Raw genomic sequence first — 14857 nt, forward strand, 5'->3', positions numbered from 1 at the left:
GCTAGGGCAGCAACCCCTGCCGACCCTGATCCGCGCCCGAGAGCACCAGCAGCAGCATCGTGGTGAGCGCCTCGTCCTCGAGCCCGGCGGCCGGGAAGGTGTAGCGCAGGATCACGTCGGCCAGCTTGCCGCGGGTGATCACCGTGATCGACCCGAACTGCATCATCGAGTTCTTCTCGGCGACCTTCTTGTGCAGCGCGGGCTTGACCGGACGGTCCCAGGCCAGCACGGCGGTCACCGACAGCACGTCGAGCCCGGGCGCGAGGTTCACCGCCCGCAGCGAGCACAGCGCCCCCGCGTACTCGAAACCCAATGACCCGTCGTCGGATTCGCGCACCTCCACGAAATGCGCGAGCGCGTCACGGGCGCGGACCTGCAGCTGCTCGGCGGTCCCGGCGTCCGTCACTTCACTCCTCCGAACCTTCGGTCGCGCGACGCATACTCGACGCACGCGGCCCACAGGTCGCGGCGGTCGAAGTCCGGAAACAGCTTCTCCTGGAACACCATCTCCGCATAGGCGGACTGCCAGATCAGGAAGTTCGACGTGCGCAGCTCACCCGAAGGTCGCAGGAACAGGTCCACGTCCGGCATGTCGGGCTCGTCGAGATACTTCGCGACGGTCGCCTCGGTCACCTTCTCCGGGTTCAGCTCGCCCGCCGCCACCCGACGCGCGATCTCCCGTGCCGCGTCGGCGATCTCGGCGCGGCCGCCGTAGTTCACGCACATCGTCAGGGTCATCGTGGTGTTGTGCTTGGTCAGCTCCTCGGCGACCTCGAGCTCCTTGATGACGCTGGCCCACAGCCTCGGCCTGCGCCCCGCCCAGCGCACCCGCACACCCATCTCGTGCATCTCGTCGCGCCGACGCCGGATCACGTCCCGGTTGAAGCCCATCAGGAACTTCACCTCCTCGGGACTGCGCTTCCAGTTCTCGGTGGAGAACGCGTACGCCGAGAGCCACTTCACGCCGATCTCGATGCAGCCCTCGAGGGTGTCCATCAGCACCGCCTCGCCGCGCTCGTGACCCGCGGTGCGCGGCAGGCCCCGCTCCTGGGCCCAGCGGCCGTTGCCGTCCATCACCAACGCGACGTGCCGCGGGATCAGCTCGGGCTGCAGGATCGGCGCCCTGGCGCCGGAGGGGTGGGGGGCCGGGGGCCGGATCACGCGGTTAGGCGGAGCTTGCGGTTCGCGTCGTCGAATCACGGTCACCATCCTGCCCGACCGGACGGGGTGGCCCCGCCACCGCCCGCGGATCCGCGGTATCCACCTCGGCCGCGGCGTGCGGGCGTGAGCGCTCGATCAACGGCAGGGTGCGCAGCTGACGCTCGAGGTGCCACTGCAGGTGCGCGGCGACCAGCCCGCTGGCCTGCGCGCGGACCGCGGCCGTGACGGTCTCGGTGTTCGCCCACTCGCCGCGCGCGAGCGCGTCCATCAGGTCGAGCACGCCAGGGGAGGGTGTCGCCGAGCCAGGCGGTCGGCAGTGCACGCAGACCGCCCCGCCCGCGGCCACGTGGAAGGCCCGATGCGGGCCGGGTGCTGCGCACCGCGCGCACTCCTCCAGCGCGGGCGCCCAGCCGGCGAAACCCATGGCCCGCAACAGGAACGCGTCGAGGATCAGCTCGGGTGGCCTGGCCTGCTCCCCCACCGCGCGCAATGCGCCGACGGTGAGCTGGTGCAGCCGCAGGGCCGGGGCCCGCTCCTCGCCCGCGAGCCGTTCCGCGGTCTCGAGCACCGCGCAGGCGGTGGTGTACCGGCCGTAGTCGTCGACGATGTCCCCGGCGAAGGCATCCAGGGTCTGCACCTGGGTGACGATGTCGAGGTTGCGGCCGGGGTAGAGCTGCACGTCGATGTGCGCGAACGGCTCCAGCCGGGCACCGAACTTGGACTTGGTGCGGCGCACACCCTTGGCCACCGCCCGCACCAGCCCGTGCTGGCGGGTCAACAGGGTGACGATGCGGTCGGCCTCGCCCAGCTTGTGCTGGCGCAACACCACCGCGTGGTCCCGGTACAACCTCACCAGGAAAGTGTCCCACGATGCGGGGACAATCCCGGACCGCCCGCGCTCACCCGGTCAGCCCAGGCGTTGCCCGATCAGCTCGGCGAGCCGGTCCGGCGCCTCGAGCTGCGGCCAGTGCCCGATGCCGGGTAGCCCGGTCACCGCGGCGTCGGGGCGCAGCTCGAGCAACCGCGCGGGCATCTCGGGGACGGCGATGGGGTCGCACTCGCCCCAGATCAGCGCCAACGGCTCCGGGTACTCCACCAGCCCCGCCGTCCACCGATCCTGATGCGCCCGGCGCTCGAGAATGTAGCGGTTCTGGCGGGGCAGCAGCCGCCCGCCGCCGTTGCGCTCGATGGCCTCGATCAGGGCGTCGATGGCGCCGGCCGGAGCGGGCGCGCGCGGCGAGAAGCTGCGGTCGATCGCGCGGGCCAGCAGCCAATGCGGGGGTGAGAAGGGCAGCGCCCGCGCGGGCAGGCGCAGCATCGCGCGCTGGCCGGACGTCAGCTGCGCGAGGTCGATGAAGATCGAGCCGTTGGTCAGGATGACCTGCTCGGGAACGAACCCGAGGACACCGAGATTGTGGCGGTACGTCAGCTCGGCCACCACGGTGTCCCCCATGTCGTGGGCGATCAGCACGCAGCGGCCGATACCCAACCGGCCGAGCACGGCCTCCACCAGGTCCGCCTGCTCGAACAGCGAGTAGCGGGCCGAGGTCGGCTTGTCGGACAGCCCGAACCCCAGCAGGTCGAGCAGCACCACCCGCCGACCGGACCCGAGCCGCTCCGCCACCTCGGCGAAGTCGTGCGACGAGCCGGGAAACCCGTGCACCATCACGAGCGGAGCGCCGGTGCCCTCCCCTATCTCGACGACGAAGATCCGGTTCCCGTCGACCTCGAGGTGGCGCCCACGCCGTTCCCAGGCCCTCAGGTCACCGCTCATGACTCCTCCGATGTTCGCGCTGGGCCCAAAGCTACTCACCCGGCACCGAATCCTGACGCGAAAACCTGGCGGCCGACACCGGCCGGAGGTACTGTTCGTTCGAACGAACAGTCATCGGGAGGCACGGAGTGAGCACGCACATGGAAGAGACCAGGGAACTCGGACTCGAGGAGACCGCACAGTCCCTGGCGACCGGCGCCTCCACCTCCGTCGACCGGGTTCGCCGCAGCCTGGACGCCATCGACGCCAGCCAGCCTGGCCTCAACGCCTTCCGGGTGGTTCGCCGCGAGGCCGCGCTCGCGGAGGCGGCCGAGGCCGACCGTCGGCTGGCCGCGGGCGAGCGCCTGCCGCTGCTCGGCGTGCCGATCGCGGTCAAGGACGACGTCGATATCACCGGCGAACCGACGGCCTTCGGCTGCCCGGGCGAGTTCCCCGCCAAGACCGCGGACTCCGAGGTCGTGCGGCGACTGCGCGCCGCGGGCGCCGTCATCGTCGGCAAGACCAACAGCCCCGAGCTCGGCCAGTGGCCGTTCACCGGGGGCAGCTTCGGGCACACCAGGAACCCGTGGGCGCGCGAGCGGACCCCCGGCGGGTCCTCCGGCGGCAGCGCGGCCGCGGTCGCCGCCGGGCTGGTACCGGCCGCGCTCGGCTCGGACGGCGCGGGTTCGGTGAGGATCCCGGCGTCGTGGACCAACCTGGTCGGCATCAAGCCGCAGCGTGGACGGATCTCCACCTGGCCCGAGCCCGAGGCCTTCTACGGCATCACCGTCATGGGGCCGCTCGCCCGCACGGTGGCGGACGCGGCGCTCCTGCTCGACCTGGTCTCCGGCAGCCACGAGGGCGACAAGCACCAGCCCCCGCCGGTGACCGTGCGCGATGCCGTTGACCGCGAGCCCGGCCGGCTGCGGATCGCGCTGTCGCTGAAGATTCCCTACACGGCCACGCCAAGGACCCTGCACCCCGAGGTCAAGGAGGCGATCGGTGCCACCGCGCACGCGCTGCGCCGCCTCGGCCACGAGGTGACCGTCGCGGACCCCGCCTACGGGCTGCTGCTGGGCACGAATTTCCTGCCGCGGTCGATGGCCGGGCTGGAGCAGTGGCGCTCGCGGGTGCCGGACCCGACGCTGCTCGACCCGCGCACCCTGTCCAACGCGCGCACCGGCAGGCTACTGGGGGGCCTGCCGTTGCGTGCGTCGCGCGCCGCCGAGCCGCGCATGCGCAGGCGGATCGGCACCATCTTCAACGACTTCGACGTCATCCTGGCCCCGACCACCGCCACCCCGCCGCCGCCGGTGAACGCGATCGACGGCATCGGGCACTTCGAGACGGACAAGGTGATCACCGCCGCCTGCCCGTACACCTGGCCGTGGAACATCCTGGGCTGGCCGAGCGTGAACGTGCCCGCCGGCTTCACCCCGGACGGCCTGCCGCTCGGCGTGCAGCTGATGGGTCACGACAACACCGAACCGCTGCTGGTCTCGCTCGCGGCCCAGCTCGAACGTGAACTACGTTGGGACCGTGAACGTCCCGAACAGTGGTGGTGACCGGTGAGCGAGACCCCGGTTCGTGAGCGGATCCTCGCCGCGGTCCTGCACATCATCGGCACCGACGGCATCGCCGCCGTCACCAACCGCAGGATCGCGGCGCAGGCCGAGGTCTCGCTCGGCTCGATCACCTACCACTTCCCCAGCCAGACTGACCTTTTGCGCGACGCCCTGCTCGGCTTCGTCACCGCCGAGACCGCCCGGCTGACCGACCTGGCCGAGCAGTACCGGGACACCGGCTTGAGCGTGCAGGACGCCGCCTCGCTCACCGAGCAGGTGGTGCGGGACCTGGCGTTCGACGCGGAGCGGATGGCGCCGTTCGAGCTGTACATCCAGGCCGGCCGCGACCCGGAGCTGCAAGCGGCAGCCGACGAGTGCTTCGCGGCCTACGACACGCTCACCGTGACCATCCTCGAGGCGCTTGGCGTGCCCGACGCCGCGGCGATCGCACCGACCCTGGTCGCGACCATCACCGGCCTGCAGCTGCGCCGGCTGGCGACCGGCGGCGCGGGCACCGACGTCTCGACCGCGATCCTGCTGCTGGTCGGCGGGGCTCAGCCATGAACGGGGCCCGGCTACCGGCCGCCCGAGATGGAGCAGTCGACTGGCCGGTCCGATCGACCGTGTTACTCCATCGCCAGCTTGCCGAGCCTGGTGGCGCGTCCCACCACGAGCGGACGGACGATCGGCGGCATGCCGCGCCACACAGCATCGTCGGCTGCGATCGTGAAACCGCAGTCGCGCATCAGGTCCGCGGTCGCGCGGTTGCAGCGGCAGCCGCCCGCAAAGTGTCGCCACGGATCGAGCAGAAGATCCTGGCACGCCGCGAGGAACCGCGAGCTCGCACGCACATGTTCGATGAACAACAACTGCCCATCCGGGCGGAGCACGCGCGCGATCTCGCGGAGCGCGAGTTCGGGGTCGTTGACGGTGCAGAGGACGAGCGTCGAGACGACGGTGTCCACCGACGCATCGGCGAGCGGTAGACGCTCGGCAGGCGCGTCGACGATCCGCGCGATGGGCGCATGCCGCTGCAGGCGACGCGCAAGTCTTCGGCGCATCCCCGGTTCGGGCTCGGCGAGCACGAGCTCGGCGATCCCGTCGGGATAGTGCGCGATGTTCAGCCCGGTCCCGGCGCCGATCTCGACGACGCGACCGTGGGCGCCGCCCAGGAGCGAGCTCCGCCGGTGGCGCATGCCTGCGATCTCGCCCAGCCAGAGAAACGGGTCGTACGCCAGCGCGAAGATCCGCAGCCACGCCGCTGATGGGGGGCTCGCCTGGAGTTCGTTGCTTGATTCGATGCTTACGTTCTCGGTCATGCGGTCAAACGTACGAGCGACCGCTTGTTGCGCACATCGCTCAGTTCGGCCATCTCCTGCAGATGGCCCATTCCGGCCATCTCACAGGAGTCCGAGACGCGCGGCCTCCGCGACGGCGGCCGTCCGTGAGGTGCGGCCCAGCTTGCGGCGGATATTCGCAACGTGGCGGTGAACGGTATGCGGGCTCAGCACGAGCTGCTCTGCGATCTCACGGTCGCCGAGACCGCGAGCGACGCAGGCGAGGATCTCACGCTCACGGCTGGACAGCAGGACCGATTCCGGCTCGCTCGCACGGTGCGACGACGGCTGCACCGGTGCCAGCGTCTGGTGGCACGCGCGGACCACGGAATCGGTGTCATCGTGCCAGGGGAAGTGCGCGCTTCCCGGCAGCGGGACGAAGGTCGCGCCCGGAATGGCGGCCGCGACCTCGCGCCCGAGCCGGAACGGTACCGCGCGGTCGCCACGACGATGCACAACCAACGCCGGCTGGCGGACGAGAGGGAGGTGTGCGCGTACGTCGAGGTGATAGGCCAGATCCAACAATGCGGCAGCGGTTTCGGCGGTCGCCGCCTCCCGCTGCAACCGCGCAAAGAGTTCGTGCTCCGCAGGGTCGGCGCCACCGAGGAAGATGTCACCTAGCAGGCGCGAGCCGAGGCCCCAGTGCGCGCGCACCGTCGCCAAGATCGCATCCCCCACGCCCGGTGTTGTCAGCGCCGCACCGTTGGGGTACGACCCGTACAGCACCAGGTGCTCGACGCGCTCCGGAAACGCTGCGGCAAACGCGATGGCGGTGCAGCTCCCAGATGAGCCGCCGATGAGCGACACACGCTCGAGCTCGAGCTCATCCAGAAGCGCGCACAACGTCGCAACTTCCCCATCGAGGCTCAGGTCCGAATCGTGCAAGGTGCGGTCCGACAAGCCGACGCCGAGCCGGTCGTAGCGGATCAGCGTGTAGCCAGCTGCGACTCCCTCCCAGAATCGCCGAAAACCCACACCCTGCCAGTCGAGCTCGAGGTGACTCACCCACCACGCCGGAGCCACGAGTGGTGGACCATCCCCGCGAATCTCGTACGCAACGCGGCGGGCGCCGAGGGGGAGGAACCGGATCTCGGACTTCTCCAGCATGGCACGAGCCTACGACCCGGGACGATCATCTCCACGGGATCCGTTGTCACCCGGCAACTGCTCGCCCTCGCCTGGTGGGACTGGCCGGCGCAGCCGCCTAGAACCCCAGGCGCCCGAGCTGCTTCGGGTCGCGCTGCCAGTCCTTTGCGACCTTCACGTGCAGCTCCAGGAAGATCCGGGTGCCGAGCAGCTTCTCGATCTGGGTGCGCGCCTTGGTGCCGACCTCGCGCAGCCGGGCACCGCCCTTGCCGATCACGATGCCCTTCTGGCTGGGCCGCTCGACGTAGAGCAGCGCGTGCACGTCGAGCATCTCGCCCTGCTTCTCGGTGCGGCCCTCACGCTCGATGACCTCCTCGATCACCACGGCCAGCGAGTGCGGCAGCTCGTCGCCGAGCCCCTCGAGCGCGGCCTCGCGGATGAGCTCGGCCATCAGCGTCTCCTCCGGCTCGTCCGTGATCTCGCCATCCGGGTAGAACGCCGGGCCCTCGTCCATCGACTTCGCCAGCAGATCGACCAGCATCTCGACCTGCTCCCCCGACGCCGCCGACACCGGGATCACCTCGGTCTCGGGGCCGAGCAGCTTCGACAGCGCCACCAGTTGCTCGGCGACCTTCTGCTTGCTGACCTTGTCGATCTTGGTGACGATGCCGATCAGCTTGGTCTTCGGCGCCATCTGGCGGACCTGCTCGAGGATCCAGCGGTCGCCGGGGCCGATCTTCTCGTCCGCGGGGATGCACAGACCGATGGCATCGACCTCGGAGTAGGTGTCGCGCACCAGGTCGTTCAGTCGCTGACCGAGCAGAGTCCGGGGCCGGTGCAGCCCGGGGGTGTCGACCAGGATCAGTTGGGCGTGCGGGCGGTGCACGATGCCGCGGATGGTGTGCCGGGTGGTCTGCGGCCGCGACGAGGTGATCGCGATCTTGCTGCCGACCAGCGCGTTGGTCAGCGTCGACTTGCCGGTGTTCGGCCGTCCGACGAAACAGACGAAGCCGGAACGGAATTCGGTCTCAGTGCTCATGGGCATCTCCAGAAATGGGTCGGTAGGGCTCCCAGCCCATGACATAGGGGTCCGAGCCGTCGGCTCGGGCGGCGATCAGTTTGGCGGAGGCGGTGACCTCGGTCAGTGCGAGCACCCCGGGCTCGTTGTCCCGGACGGCGGTGACGATGTCTGCGGCGCTGCCGGGCAGGTCGCCCACCACCGCGGCGGCCTCGAAACCCTCCGCCCCGCTCGAGAGGGCCGCGGCGATCGCGGCCTGCAATGCGGTGAGGGTCAGGGCGTCGAGCGAGACCGGGCCTGCGGCGTAGGTGCGACCGTCGAGGTCCCGGACCGCCGCGCCCTGTGCGCCGCCGGTTCGGCCCATCGCCCCGCGGGCGAGGACCACCAGCTTGGCGTCCTCCTCGTCGAGATGCTCAGTCATGTCGGCCCTCGTCTCCCTCGTCATCGCCGACCGAGTCGGCGTCCGGTTCGGGCGCTCTCCATGCAAGAACAGTACTGATCCGGACCCGGCCTCGGACGTCGCTGCCGCCCTCGGCACGCAGCATCAGGCCGTCGGTGGTGACCTCCGAGCCCGGCAGCGGGACCCGGCCGAGCGCGTAGCCGAGCAGCCCGCCGACCGTCTCCACCTCGTCGTTGTCGATCTCCATCTCGAACAGCTCGGCGAGGTCCTCGATCGGCAGGCGGGCCGAGAGCCGAAAACGACCGTCGCCCAGGTCCTCCACCGGCGCGATCTCGCCGATGTCGTACTCGTCGGCGATCTCGCCGACGATCTCCTCGATGACGTCCTCGATGGTGACGAGCCCGGCGATGCCGCCGTACTCGTCGACCAGCAGCGCCATGTGGTTGCGGTCGCGCTGCATCTCGGCGAGCAGGCTGTCGAGCGGCTTGGAGTCGGGCACGAACACCGGCGGGCGCATCACCTCCCCGACGGTGACGCCCCGGCCGCCGTCGGTCGAGTGGTACGTCTTCTGGACCAGGTCCTTGAGGTACACGACGCCGAGGATGTCGTCGACGTTCTCGCCGATCACCGGGATCCGGGAGTGCCCGCTGCGGACGGCAAGCGAGGTCGCCTGACCCGCGGACTTGGTCGCCTCGATCCACACCATCTCGGTGCGCGGGACCATCACCTCGCGGGCGGGGGTGTCGCCGAGCTCGAACACGGACTGGATCATCCGGCGTTCCTCGTCGGCCACCACCCCGCGCTCCTGCGCCATGTCGACCAGCTCACGCAGCTCGATCTCGGAGGCGAAGGGGCCGTTGCGGAAACCCCGACCTGGGGTGAGCGCGTTGCCGACCAGGATGAGCAGTCGGCTGATCGGGGAGAACAGGACGCCGATCACCTGCAGCGGCAGCGCCGCGGCGAGCGTGATCGAGTAGGCATGCTGGCGGCCGATGGTCCGCGGCCCCACCCCGATCGCGACGTAGTCGATGAGCACCATCACGACCGCGGTGACCAGCAGCGCCCAGCTCCGCTCGAGCATGTCCAGAAGCGCGGCGGCGAGCAGGACCGTGGCGGTGATCTCGGCCAGGATCCGCAGCAGCACCATGAGATTGACGTACCGGGGCCGGTCGGCCACGACCATCAGCAGGCGCTGCGCACCCGGACGCGCATCCTTGGCCAGGTCCTCGACCCTGGCCCGGGAGATCGTGTTGAGTGCGGAGTCGATGGCGGCGAACAGCCCGCCGAGCGGTACCAGGATCGCGGCGAGCAGGATCTGGACTAGCTCATCACTCACTGCTCGGGGCCGTCGACAAACCCGGTCTTGCCCAGCAGCCTGCTGTCACGGGCGGCCAGTTCCGCCTCCCGCTCGGCCAGGCGCAGCTCGTCGTACCAGTCGGCGAGCAGGCTGTTCTGCAGCGCGAACATCTCCTTCTCCTCCTCCGGCTCGGCGTGGTCGTAGCCGAGCAGGTGCAGGACACCGTGCACGGTCAGCAGCGCCAGCTCGTGCGCGGTGGAATGGCCGGCCTTGGCTGCCTGGTCGGCGGCGAAGGCGGGGCACAGCACGATGTCGCCGAGCATCGCCGGTCCGGGTTCGGGGGCGTCGGGCCGACCGCCGGGCTCGAGCTCGTCCATCGGGAAGGACATCACGTCCGTCGGACCGGGCAGGTCCATCCACCGCATGTGCAGGTCGGCCATCGTGTCGAGGTCGACGAGCACCATCGACAGCTCGGCCGCCGGGTGCACGTCCATCCGGCCGACGACGAACCGCGCGACGCTGATCAGCTCGCCCTCGGAGACGTCGATCCCGGACTCGTTGGATACCTCAATGCTCATGACAGTCGTTCTCCTCGGGGCCGCCTGCGGCGGTGATGGGCGGGGGCGGTGTGGTCACGTGGGCTGTGCCCACCATCGTGCTCAAGCGGCTGGGCGATCGTCAGCGTCGCGACGGGCGGGCCTGCGCCGCCCGGCGCTGCGAGCGGTTGCCGAGCTTGACCTCGTCGATCCGCTCGGTCTCGAAACGCTCGTAGGCGTCGACGATGTCGGAGACCAGGCGGTGCCGCACCACGTCCGCGCTGGTGAGCTCGGCGAAGTGGATGTCGTCGATGTCGGTCAGGATCTCCGAGGCAGCCCGCAGTCCGGACCGGGCGCCGCCGGGCAGGTCCACCTGGGTCACGTCGCCGGTCACCACGATCTTGGAACCGAACCCGAGCCGGGTCAGGAACATCTTCATCTGCTCGGCCGTGGTGTTCTGCGCCTCGTCCAGGATGATGAACGCGTCGTTGAGGGTGCGGCCACGCATGTAGGCGAGCGGGGCGACCTCGATGACCCCCGCCTGCATGAGCTTCGGGATGGCCTCGGGGTCCATCATGTCGTGCAGCGCGTCGTGCAGCGGCCGCAGGTACGGGTCGATCTTCTCGTGCAGGGTGCCGGGCAGGAACCCGAGCCGCTCGCCCGCCTCGACCGCGGGTCGGGTCAGGATGATTCGGCTGACGTTCTTGCTCTGCAGCGCCTGCACGGCCTTGGCCATGGCGAGGTAGGTCTTGCCGGTGCCGGCGGGGCCGATGCCGAAGACGATGGTGTTCGCGTCGATCGCGTCGACGTATCGCTTCTGGTTGACCGTCTTGGGCCGGATGGTCTTGCCGCGCCGGGACAGGATGTCCAGGCTCAGGACCTCCGCGGGCGATTCGGCGACGCCCTCGGTGAGCATCGCGACGCTGCGCCGCACCGCATCGGGGGTCAGGGTGTTGCCGCCTGCGACGACGGCGATCAGCTCACCGATCACCCGCTCGGCCAGCGCGACGTCCGCGGCCCTGCCGGTGAGGGTGATCGCGTTGCCACGAACGTGAATGTCTGCGTCGAGGGCGCGTTCGAGTTCCTTGAGGTTCTGATCCGAGGAACCGAGCAGCGGGAGCACCGCGTCAGGTGAGACCTCCATGCTCGACCGCACCGTGCGCTGCGCTGGGCGGTCCTGGCTGCCGTTGGCCTTCGCCCCTGCGCGCGAAGCGCGTCCCCCTGCGTCGTCCGACTGATCGCCCATGTCGCTGTCTGCACTCACGTGGTAGCTATGGCCTGCTTTCCTGGTTCCGTGTCCCGACGGACTTGGCCGCCCTGATACCTCGCAGTCTATCGCGGGTCGTTCGCGCCGCCCACACGATTACCGCCGGTCAGGGCCAGCCGCGGGCACCTGCGCGCCCTCGGCGTCCCGGATCCACGCCCGTGCCTCGTCGACGACCTCCGCCGCACGATCGGGCGCGACCCCGAGCAGCACCAGTGAGACGACTCCGAACGACTCGCCGGAATCGGTGACGCCACCCTTGTTGACCTGATCGAGCAGGGTCATCGTGACGGCCTCGGTCATCGCCACCAGGAGCCCGGCGGGCAGGTACGACGAGAAGGTCCCCTCGCGCTGGCCCTGCTCGACCATGGCGATGGCAGGCGCCCGCGCCGGTTCCATCAGGTCGAGGATGCGCTGCTCGCCGAGTTCCTTGCGCGCGAAGGTCAGCAGCATCCGGAACCGGTCGCCGACCGGCCAGGTCAGCAGGGCGAGGACGGCGAGCGCCAGGTCGGGTCGTTCCGGCACCGGAACGTCCGCGCCGAACGACGCGACCAGCTCGGCCGAGGCCTCGTCCGCGATGCCCTCGACGAGCGCCTCCCTGCTGGGGAAATGCGCGTAGACCGTGCGGCGGACCACGCCCGCCGCACGCGCGACGTCGTCCATGCTCGCGTCCGGGTCGGCGGCAAAGGCGCCGATCGCGGCGTCGATGATGCGCGTCCGATTGGCCCGCGCCTCGCTGCGTCGACGCCTCACCGGCTCCGCCACCGTCGCATCCACCTCTCGCCGCCCGATGTGATCTGCGTCAAGCATAGTTGCACAGCAGTGTGCAAGCTATTAACTTGCACATCAATGTGCAGATAGGTCCGGACGCCGGACCGCCGCCGCCGAATGGAGCGCCGACGATGACAACACTCGCGACCAAGCCGGTCTCCCGGATGGAACAGCCCTACCGCTGGCGCTGGGCCGCGCTCGGCGTGCTGTGCCTGAGCCTGCTGATCGTGGTGATGGCGAACACCGCGCTCATCGTGGCGGCGCCGGACATGACCCGGGACCTCGGCCTGACCAGCGCGCAGCTGCAGTGGGTCATCGACGGTTACACCGTGCCCTACGCGGCGCTGATGCTGCTGGCAGGCGTGATCGGCGACAAGTACAGCCGCCGCGGCGCGCTGCTGACCGGCCTGCTGGTGTTCGGCGGCGGCGCGGTGTTCGGCAGCCTCGCGGACACCACAACCGCGGTGATCGCGGCCCGGATGACCATGGGCGTCGGCGCGGCGATCATCATGCCCGCGACGCTCTCGCTGCTGGTCGCGACCTTCCCCAAGTCGGAGCGCTCCCGCGCGATCGCCGCCTGGGCGGCCACCTCCGGGCTGGCCATCGCGTTCGGGCCGCTGCTGGCGGGCTGGATCCTCGAGAGCCACTCCTGGAACGCGACCTTCCTGATCAACGTCCCCATCGCCGCGGTCGCGGCCGTCGCCGCACTCGCCCTCGTGCCGCCGTCGCGCGCCGAGGGCCTGGGCCGCATCGACTGGATCGGCGGCCTGCTGTCGGTCGTCGCGATCGGGGCGCTCGTCTACGCGATCATCAACGGCTTCCACTTCGGTTGGGGCGCAGGCCCGCTCGTCGGCGCCGCCATCGCGCTGGTCGGGCTCGCGGCGTTCGTCGCCTGGGAGCTGCGGCACCCGCAGCCGCTGCTGAACGTGCGCAAGCTCGGCGAGCGCAGCGTCGGCGGCTCGACCCTCGCGGTGCTGCTGCTGTTCCTGTCCGCGTTCGGCGCCATCTACTTCATCGCCCAGGAGTTCCAGTTCGTGCTCGGCTACGGCCCGCTCGAGACCGGCGTCCGGTTGCTGCCCCTCGCCGCGGCGGTGACCGCGGGTGCGGTGGTCAGCGGCCGGATCACCCCGCGCATCGGCGTGCGCAGCGCGATCGTGGCGGGCATGGTCCTCGCGGCGGCTGGCGTGCTGCTGCTGACGCGGGTCGACGGCGGCTCGGGCTACCTCGACTTCCTGGTGCCGCTGGTCCTGCTCGGAGTCGGCATCGGCCTGAGCGAGCCGCCCGCCACCGACGCGATCATGGGCAGCTTCCCCGACAGCGACCTCGGCGCCGCGGGCGGCCTCAACGACACCGCGATCGAGCTGGGCGGATCGCTTGGCATCGCCATCCTCGGTTCCATTCTGGCGGCGAGCTACAAGGACTCGATCGCCGGCTTCATCGACGGCGCGCCGCTCCCCCAGCTCGGCGGGGATCTCGCCGCCCAGGCCGACTATGCGATGGAGGTCTCGCGGGAGTCGGTCGGCGGCGCGGCGCTGGTCGCGCAGGAGCTGGCGGGCAATCCGCTGTCTGTCTCGTACGCCCAGCCGCTCCTCGAGGCTGCCTCCACCTCGTTCGCGGACGCGATTGCGAGCGCGAGCCTGGCCGGCGGGCTCGCGCTCGCTGTCGGCGCGGTGCTGGTGGCGGTGATCCTGCCCGGCCGGTCGACCGACCGACCGTAGCCGGAGACCCCGGCGGCCTCGGACCGATGAGTTTCGCCCGGCCCGGGGGTCTACCTCCCCAGGGACACAACGGGAGGCGGATCATGCGAGTGATGCAGACAGTGGCGAGCGGTTTCGGCCAGCTGGAATCCCCACGCTGGCACGACGGACGGCTGTGGGTCGCGGACTGGACGGCCGGGGTGATCCACGCGATCGACCCGGACGGCCGGATCGAGGCCGTGGTCGAACATCGGTCGTTGCCGCTGTGCTTCGACTTCCTGCCCGACGGGACACCAGTGCTCGCCTCCGGCCCCGAGCGGGCGCTGCTCCGCCTGTCGCGGGACCGGACCCTCACGCGCTACGCGGACCTGTCGGCGCTCTCGCCCTACGGCAGCAACGACATCGTCGTCGACGGCAGGGGCAACACCTACGTCAACAACGTCAACTTCGATTTCGCCGCCGGGCCGCCCGCAGCCGAGAGCGCACCCGGATTCGTCGCACTGGTCACCGGGGATGGGCGGGCGCGCGTGGTCGCCGAGGACCTGGACTTCCCGAACGGCATGGCGGTCACCGCCGACAACGCCACGCTGATCGTCGCCGAGTCCTACCGTCACCGGCTCACCGCCTTCGACATCGCGACCGACGGTTCGCTGTCGAACCGGCGCGTCTGGGCCGGCGTCGGCGACCACTCACCCGACGGCATCTGCCTCGACGCCGAGGGCGCCGCCTGGTACGCCGACGTCGGCGACCGGTGCTGCGTGCGCGTCGCGGAGGGCGGTCAGGTCCTCGACCGGGTGCAGCTCGACCGCGGCGCGTTCGCCTGCGCGCTCGGCGGGGCGGACGGCGACACCCTCTTCGTCGTCGCCGCGCAGTGGCCGGGAGCCGAGCGCTTCATGGACCACACGGCGTGGGACGGCACCGTGGTCAGCACCGCCGCGCCGGCGCCGGGGGGCGGCTGGCCGGGAGCCTAGG

At 70.6% G+C, this 14857-nt stretch carries 16 protein-coding genes; 4 read left to right on the forward strand and 12 right to left on the reverse strand.

Features of this window, described 5'->3' with window-relative positions:
* Position 1: 1 nt before the first annotated feature.
* The 4 genes from JOE46_RS07740 to JOE46_RS07755 are packed head-to-tail and all read right to left on the reverse strand — an operon-like array spanning position 2 to position 2935.
* A complete protein-coding gene (locus tag JOE46_RS07740; protein ID WP_097211362.1) occupies positions 2-406 on the reverse strand; it encodes a hypothetical protein in 405 nt (134 codons plus the stop codon).
* Positions 403-1209 carry an isoprenyl transferase gene (locus JOE46_RS07745; protein WP_097211363.1) on the reverse strand — a complete coding sequence of 269 codons (807 nt, stop codon included), beginning with the start codon at positions 1207-1209 and terminating at the stop codon, positions 403-405. The genes JOE46_RS07740 and JOE46_RS07745 overlap by 4 nt, the downstream gene beginning before the upstream one ends.
* On the reverse strand, positions 1166-2014 hold the full coding sequence (gene recO / locus JOE46_RS07750) for a DNA repair protein RecO (protein WP_097211364.1): 849 nt from the start codon (positions 2012-2014) through the stop codon (positions 1166-1168). Before recO ends, JOE46_RS07745 begins: the two co-directional genes overlap by 44 nt.
* 54 nt (positions 2015-2068) lie before the next feature.
* Entirely contained in the window at positions 2069-2935 is an 867-nt protein-coding gene (locus JOE46_RS07755) for an alpha/beta fold hydrolase (protein ID WP_209926749.1), read from the reverse strand.
* Positions 2936-3075: 140 nt separating this feature from the next.
* On the opposite strand from JOE46_RS07755, the gene JOE46_RS07760 reads away from it, so the two are divergent.
* Both JOE46_RS07760 and JOE46_RS07765 read left to right on the forward strand, forming a co-directional pair.
* The gene (locus tag JOE46_RS07760; RefSeq protein ID WP_209928994.1) at positions 3076-4479 is read left to right on the forward strand and encodes an amidase; all 1404 of its coding nucleotides are present in this window, start codon (positions 3076-3078) and stop codon (positions 4477-4479) included.
* Between the two features lie 3 nt (positions 4480-4482).
* Entirely contained in the window at positions 4483-5043 is a 561-nt protein-coding gene (locus JOE46_RS07765; protein WP_209926751.1) for a TetR/AcrR family transcriptional regulator, read from the forward strand.
* Positions 5044-5105: 62 nt separating this feature from the next.
* On the opposite strand, the gene JOE46_RS07770 is transcribed toward JOE46_RS07765, so the two are convergent.
* From JOE46_RS07770 to JOE46_RS07805, 8 genes are all read right to left on the reverse strand, one after another.
* The gene (locus JOE46_RS07770; RefSeq protein WP_209926761.1) at positions 5106-5798 is read right to left on the reverse strand and encodes a class I SAM-dependent methyltransferase; all 693 of its coding nucleotides are present in this window, start codon (positions 5796-5798) and stop codon (positions 5106-5108) included.
* An 81-nt stretch (positions 5799-5879) separates the two neighbouring features.
* A complete protein-coding gene (locus JOE46_RS07775) occupies positions 5880-6923 on the reverse strand; it encodes an alpha/beta fold hydrolase (RefSeq protein WP_097211369.1) in 1044 nt (347 codons plus the stop codon).
* A gap of 97 nt (positions 6924-7020) precedes the next feature.
* Complete coding sequence (gene era, locus JOE46_RS07780) at positions 7021-7941, reverse strand: GTPase Era (RefSeq protein WP_077042041.1); 921 nt, start codon at positions 7939-7941, stop codon at positions 7021-7023.
* A complete protein-coding gene (locus JOE46_RS07785) occupies positions 7931-8341 on the reverse strand; it encodes a hypothetical protein (protein WP_051636960.1) in 411 nt (136 codons plus the stop codon). Before JOE46_RS07785 ends, era begins: the two co-directional genes overlap by 11 nt.
* Positions 8334-9656 carry a hemolysin family protein gene (locus JOE46_RS07790; protein ID WP_097211370.1) on the reverse strand — a complete coding sequence of 441 codons (1323 nt, stop codon included), beginning with the start codon at positions 9654-9656 and terminating at the stop codon, positions 8334-8336. Before JOE46_RS07790 ends, JOE46_RS07785 begins: the two co-directional genes overlap by 8 nt.
* A complete protein-coding gene (gene ybeY, locus JOE46_RS07795; RefSeq protein ID WP_209926763.1) occupies positions 9653-10195 on the reverse strand; it encodes an rRNA maturation RNase YbeY in 543 nt (180 codons plus the stop codon). The genes JOE46_RS07790 and ybeY overlap by 4 nt, the downstream gene beginning before the upstream one ends.
* 100 nt (positions 10196-10295) lie before the next feature.
* Positions 10296-11297 (reverse strand): PhoH family protein, encoded by a 1002-nt coding sequence (locus JOE46_RS07800; RefSeq protein WP_223263808.1) that lies wholly within the window; start codon positions 11295-11297, stop codon positions 10296-10298.
* A gap of 219 nt (positions 11298-11516) precedes the next feature.
* Entirely contained in the window at positions 11517-12227 is a 711-nt protein-coding gene (locus JOE46_RS07805) for a TetR/AcrR family transcriptional regulator (RefSeq protein WP_097211372.1), read from the reverse strand.
* Positions 12228-12319: 92 nt separating this feature from the next.
* On the opposite strand from JOE46_RS07805, the gene JOE46_RS07810 reads away from it, so the two are divergent.
* The gene (locus JOE46_RS07810) at positions 12320-13906 is read left to right on the forward strand and encodes an MFS transporter (RefSeq protein WP_097211373.1); all 1587 of its coding nucleotides are present in this window, start codon (positions 12320-12322) and stop codon (positions 13904-13906) included.
* A gap of 92 nt (positions 13907-13998) precedes the next feature.
* On the forward strand, positions 13999-14856 hold the full coding sequence (locus tag JOE46_RS07815; RefSeq protein ID WP_209926765.1) for an SMP-30/gluconolactonase/LRE family protein: 858 nt from the start codon (positions 13999-14001) through the stop codon (positions 14854-14856).
* Position 14857: the final 1 nt, after the last annotated feature.

Origin of the sequence: Rhodococcus sp. PvR099 (genome assembly GCF_017833315.1) — a bacterium.
GTDB lineage: Bacteria > Actinomycetota > Actinomycetes > Mycobacteriales > Mycobacteriaceae > Rhodococcus_G > Rhodococcus_G oryzae.

Bases quoted from the DNA above. Each gene is read 5' to 3' on its own strand.
- JOE46_RS07745 (WP_097211363.1), bottom strand. From the start codon at position 1,209: ATGGTGACCGTGATTCGACGACGCGAACCGCAAGCTCCGCCTAACCGC.
- JOE46_RS07755 (WP_209926749.1), bottom strand. From the start codon at position 2,935: ATGAGCGGTGACCTGAGGGCCTGGGAACGGCGTGGGCGCCACCTCGAG.
- JOE46_RS07760 (WP_209928994.1), top strand. From the start codon at position 3,076: ATGGAAGAGACCAGGGAACTCGGACTCGAGGAGACCGCACAGTCCCTG.
- JOE46_RS07770 (WP_209926761.1), bottom strand. From the start codon at position 5,798: ATGACCGAGAACGTAAGCATCGAATCAAGCAACGAACTCCAGGCGAGC.
- JOE46_RS07775 (WP_097211369.1), bottom strand. From the start codon at position 6,923: ATGCTGGAGAAGTCCGAGATCCGGTTCCTCCCCCTCGGCGCCCGCCGC.
- era (WP_077042041.1), bottom strand. From the start codon at position 7,941: ATGAGCACTGAGACCGAATTCCGTTCCGGCTTCGTCTGTTTCGTCGGA.
- JOE46_RS07785 (WP_051636960.1), bottom strand. From the start codon at position 8,341: ATGACTGAGCATCTCGACGAGGAGGACGCCAAGCTGGTGGTCCTCGCC.
- ybeY (WP_209926763.1), bottom strand. From the start codon at position 10,195: ATGAGCATTGAGGTATCCAACGAGTCCGGGATCGACGTCTCCGAGGGC.
- JOE46_RS07800 (WP_223263808.1), bottom strand. From the start codon at position 11,297: ATGGAGGTCTCACCTGACGCGGTGCTCCCGCTGCTCGGTTCCTCGGAT.
- JOE46_RS07805 (WP_097211372.1), bottom strand. From the start codon at position 12,227: ATGCTTGACGCAGATCACATCGGGCGGCGAGAGGTGGATGCGACGGTG.
- JOE46_RS07810 (WP_097211373.1), top strand. From the start codon at position 12,320: ATGACAACACTCGCGACCAAGCCGGTCTCCCGGATGGAACAGCCCTAC.
- JOE46_RS07815 (WP_209926765.1), top strand. From the start codon at position 13,999: ATGCAGACAGTGGCGAGCGGTTTCGGCCAGCTGGAATCCCCACGCTGG.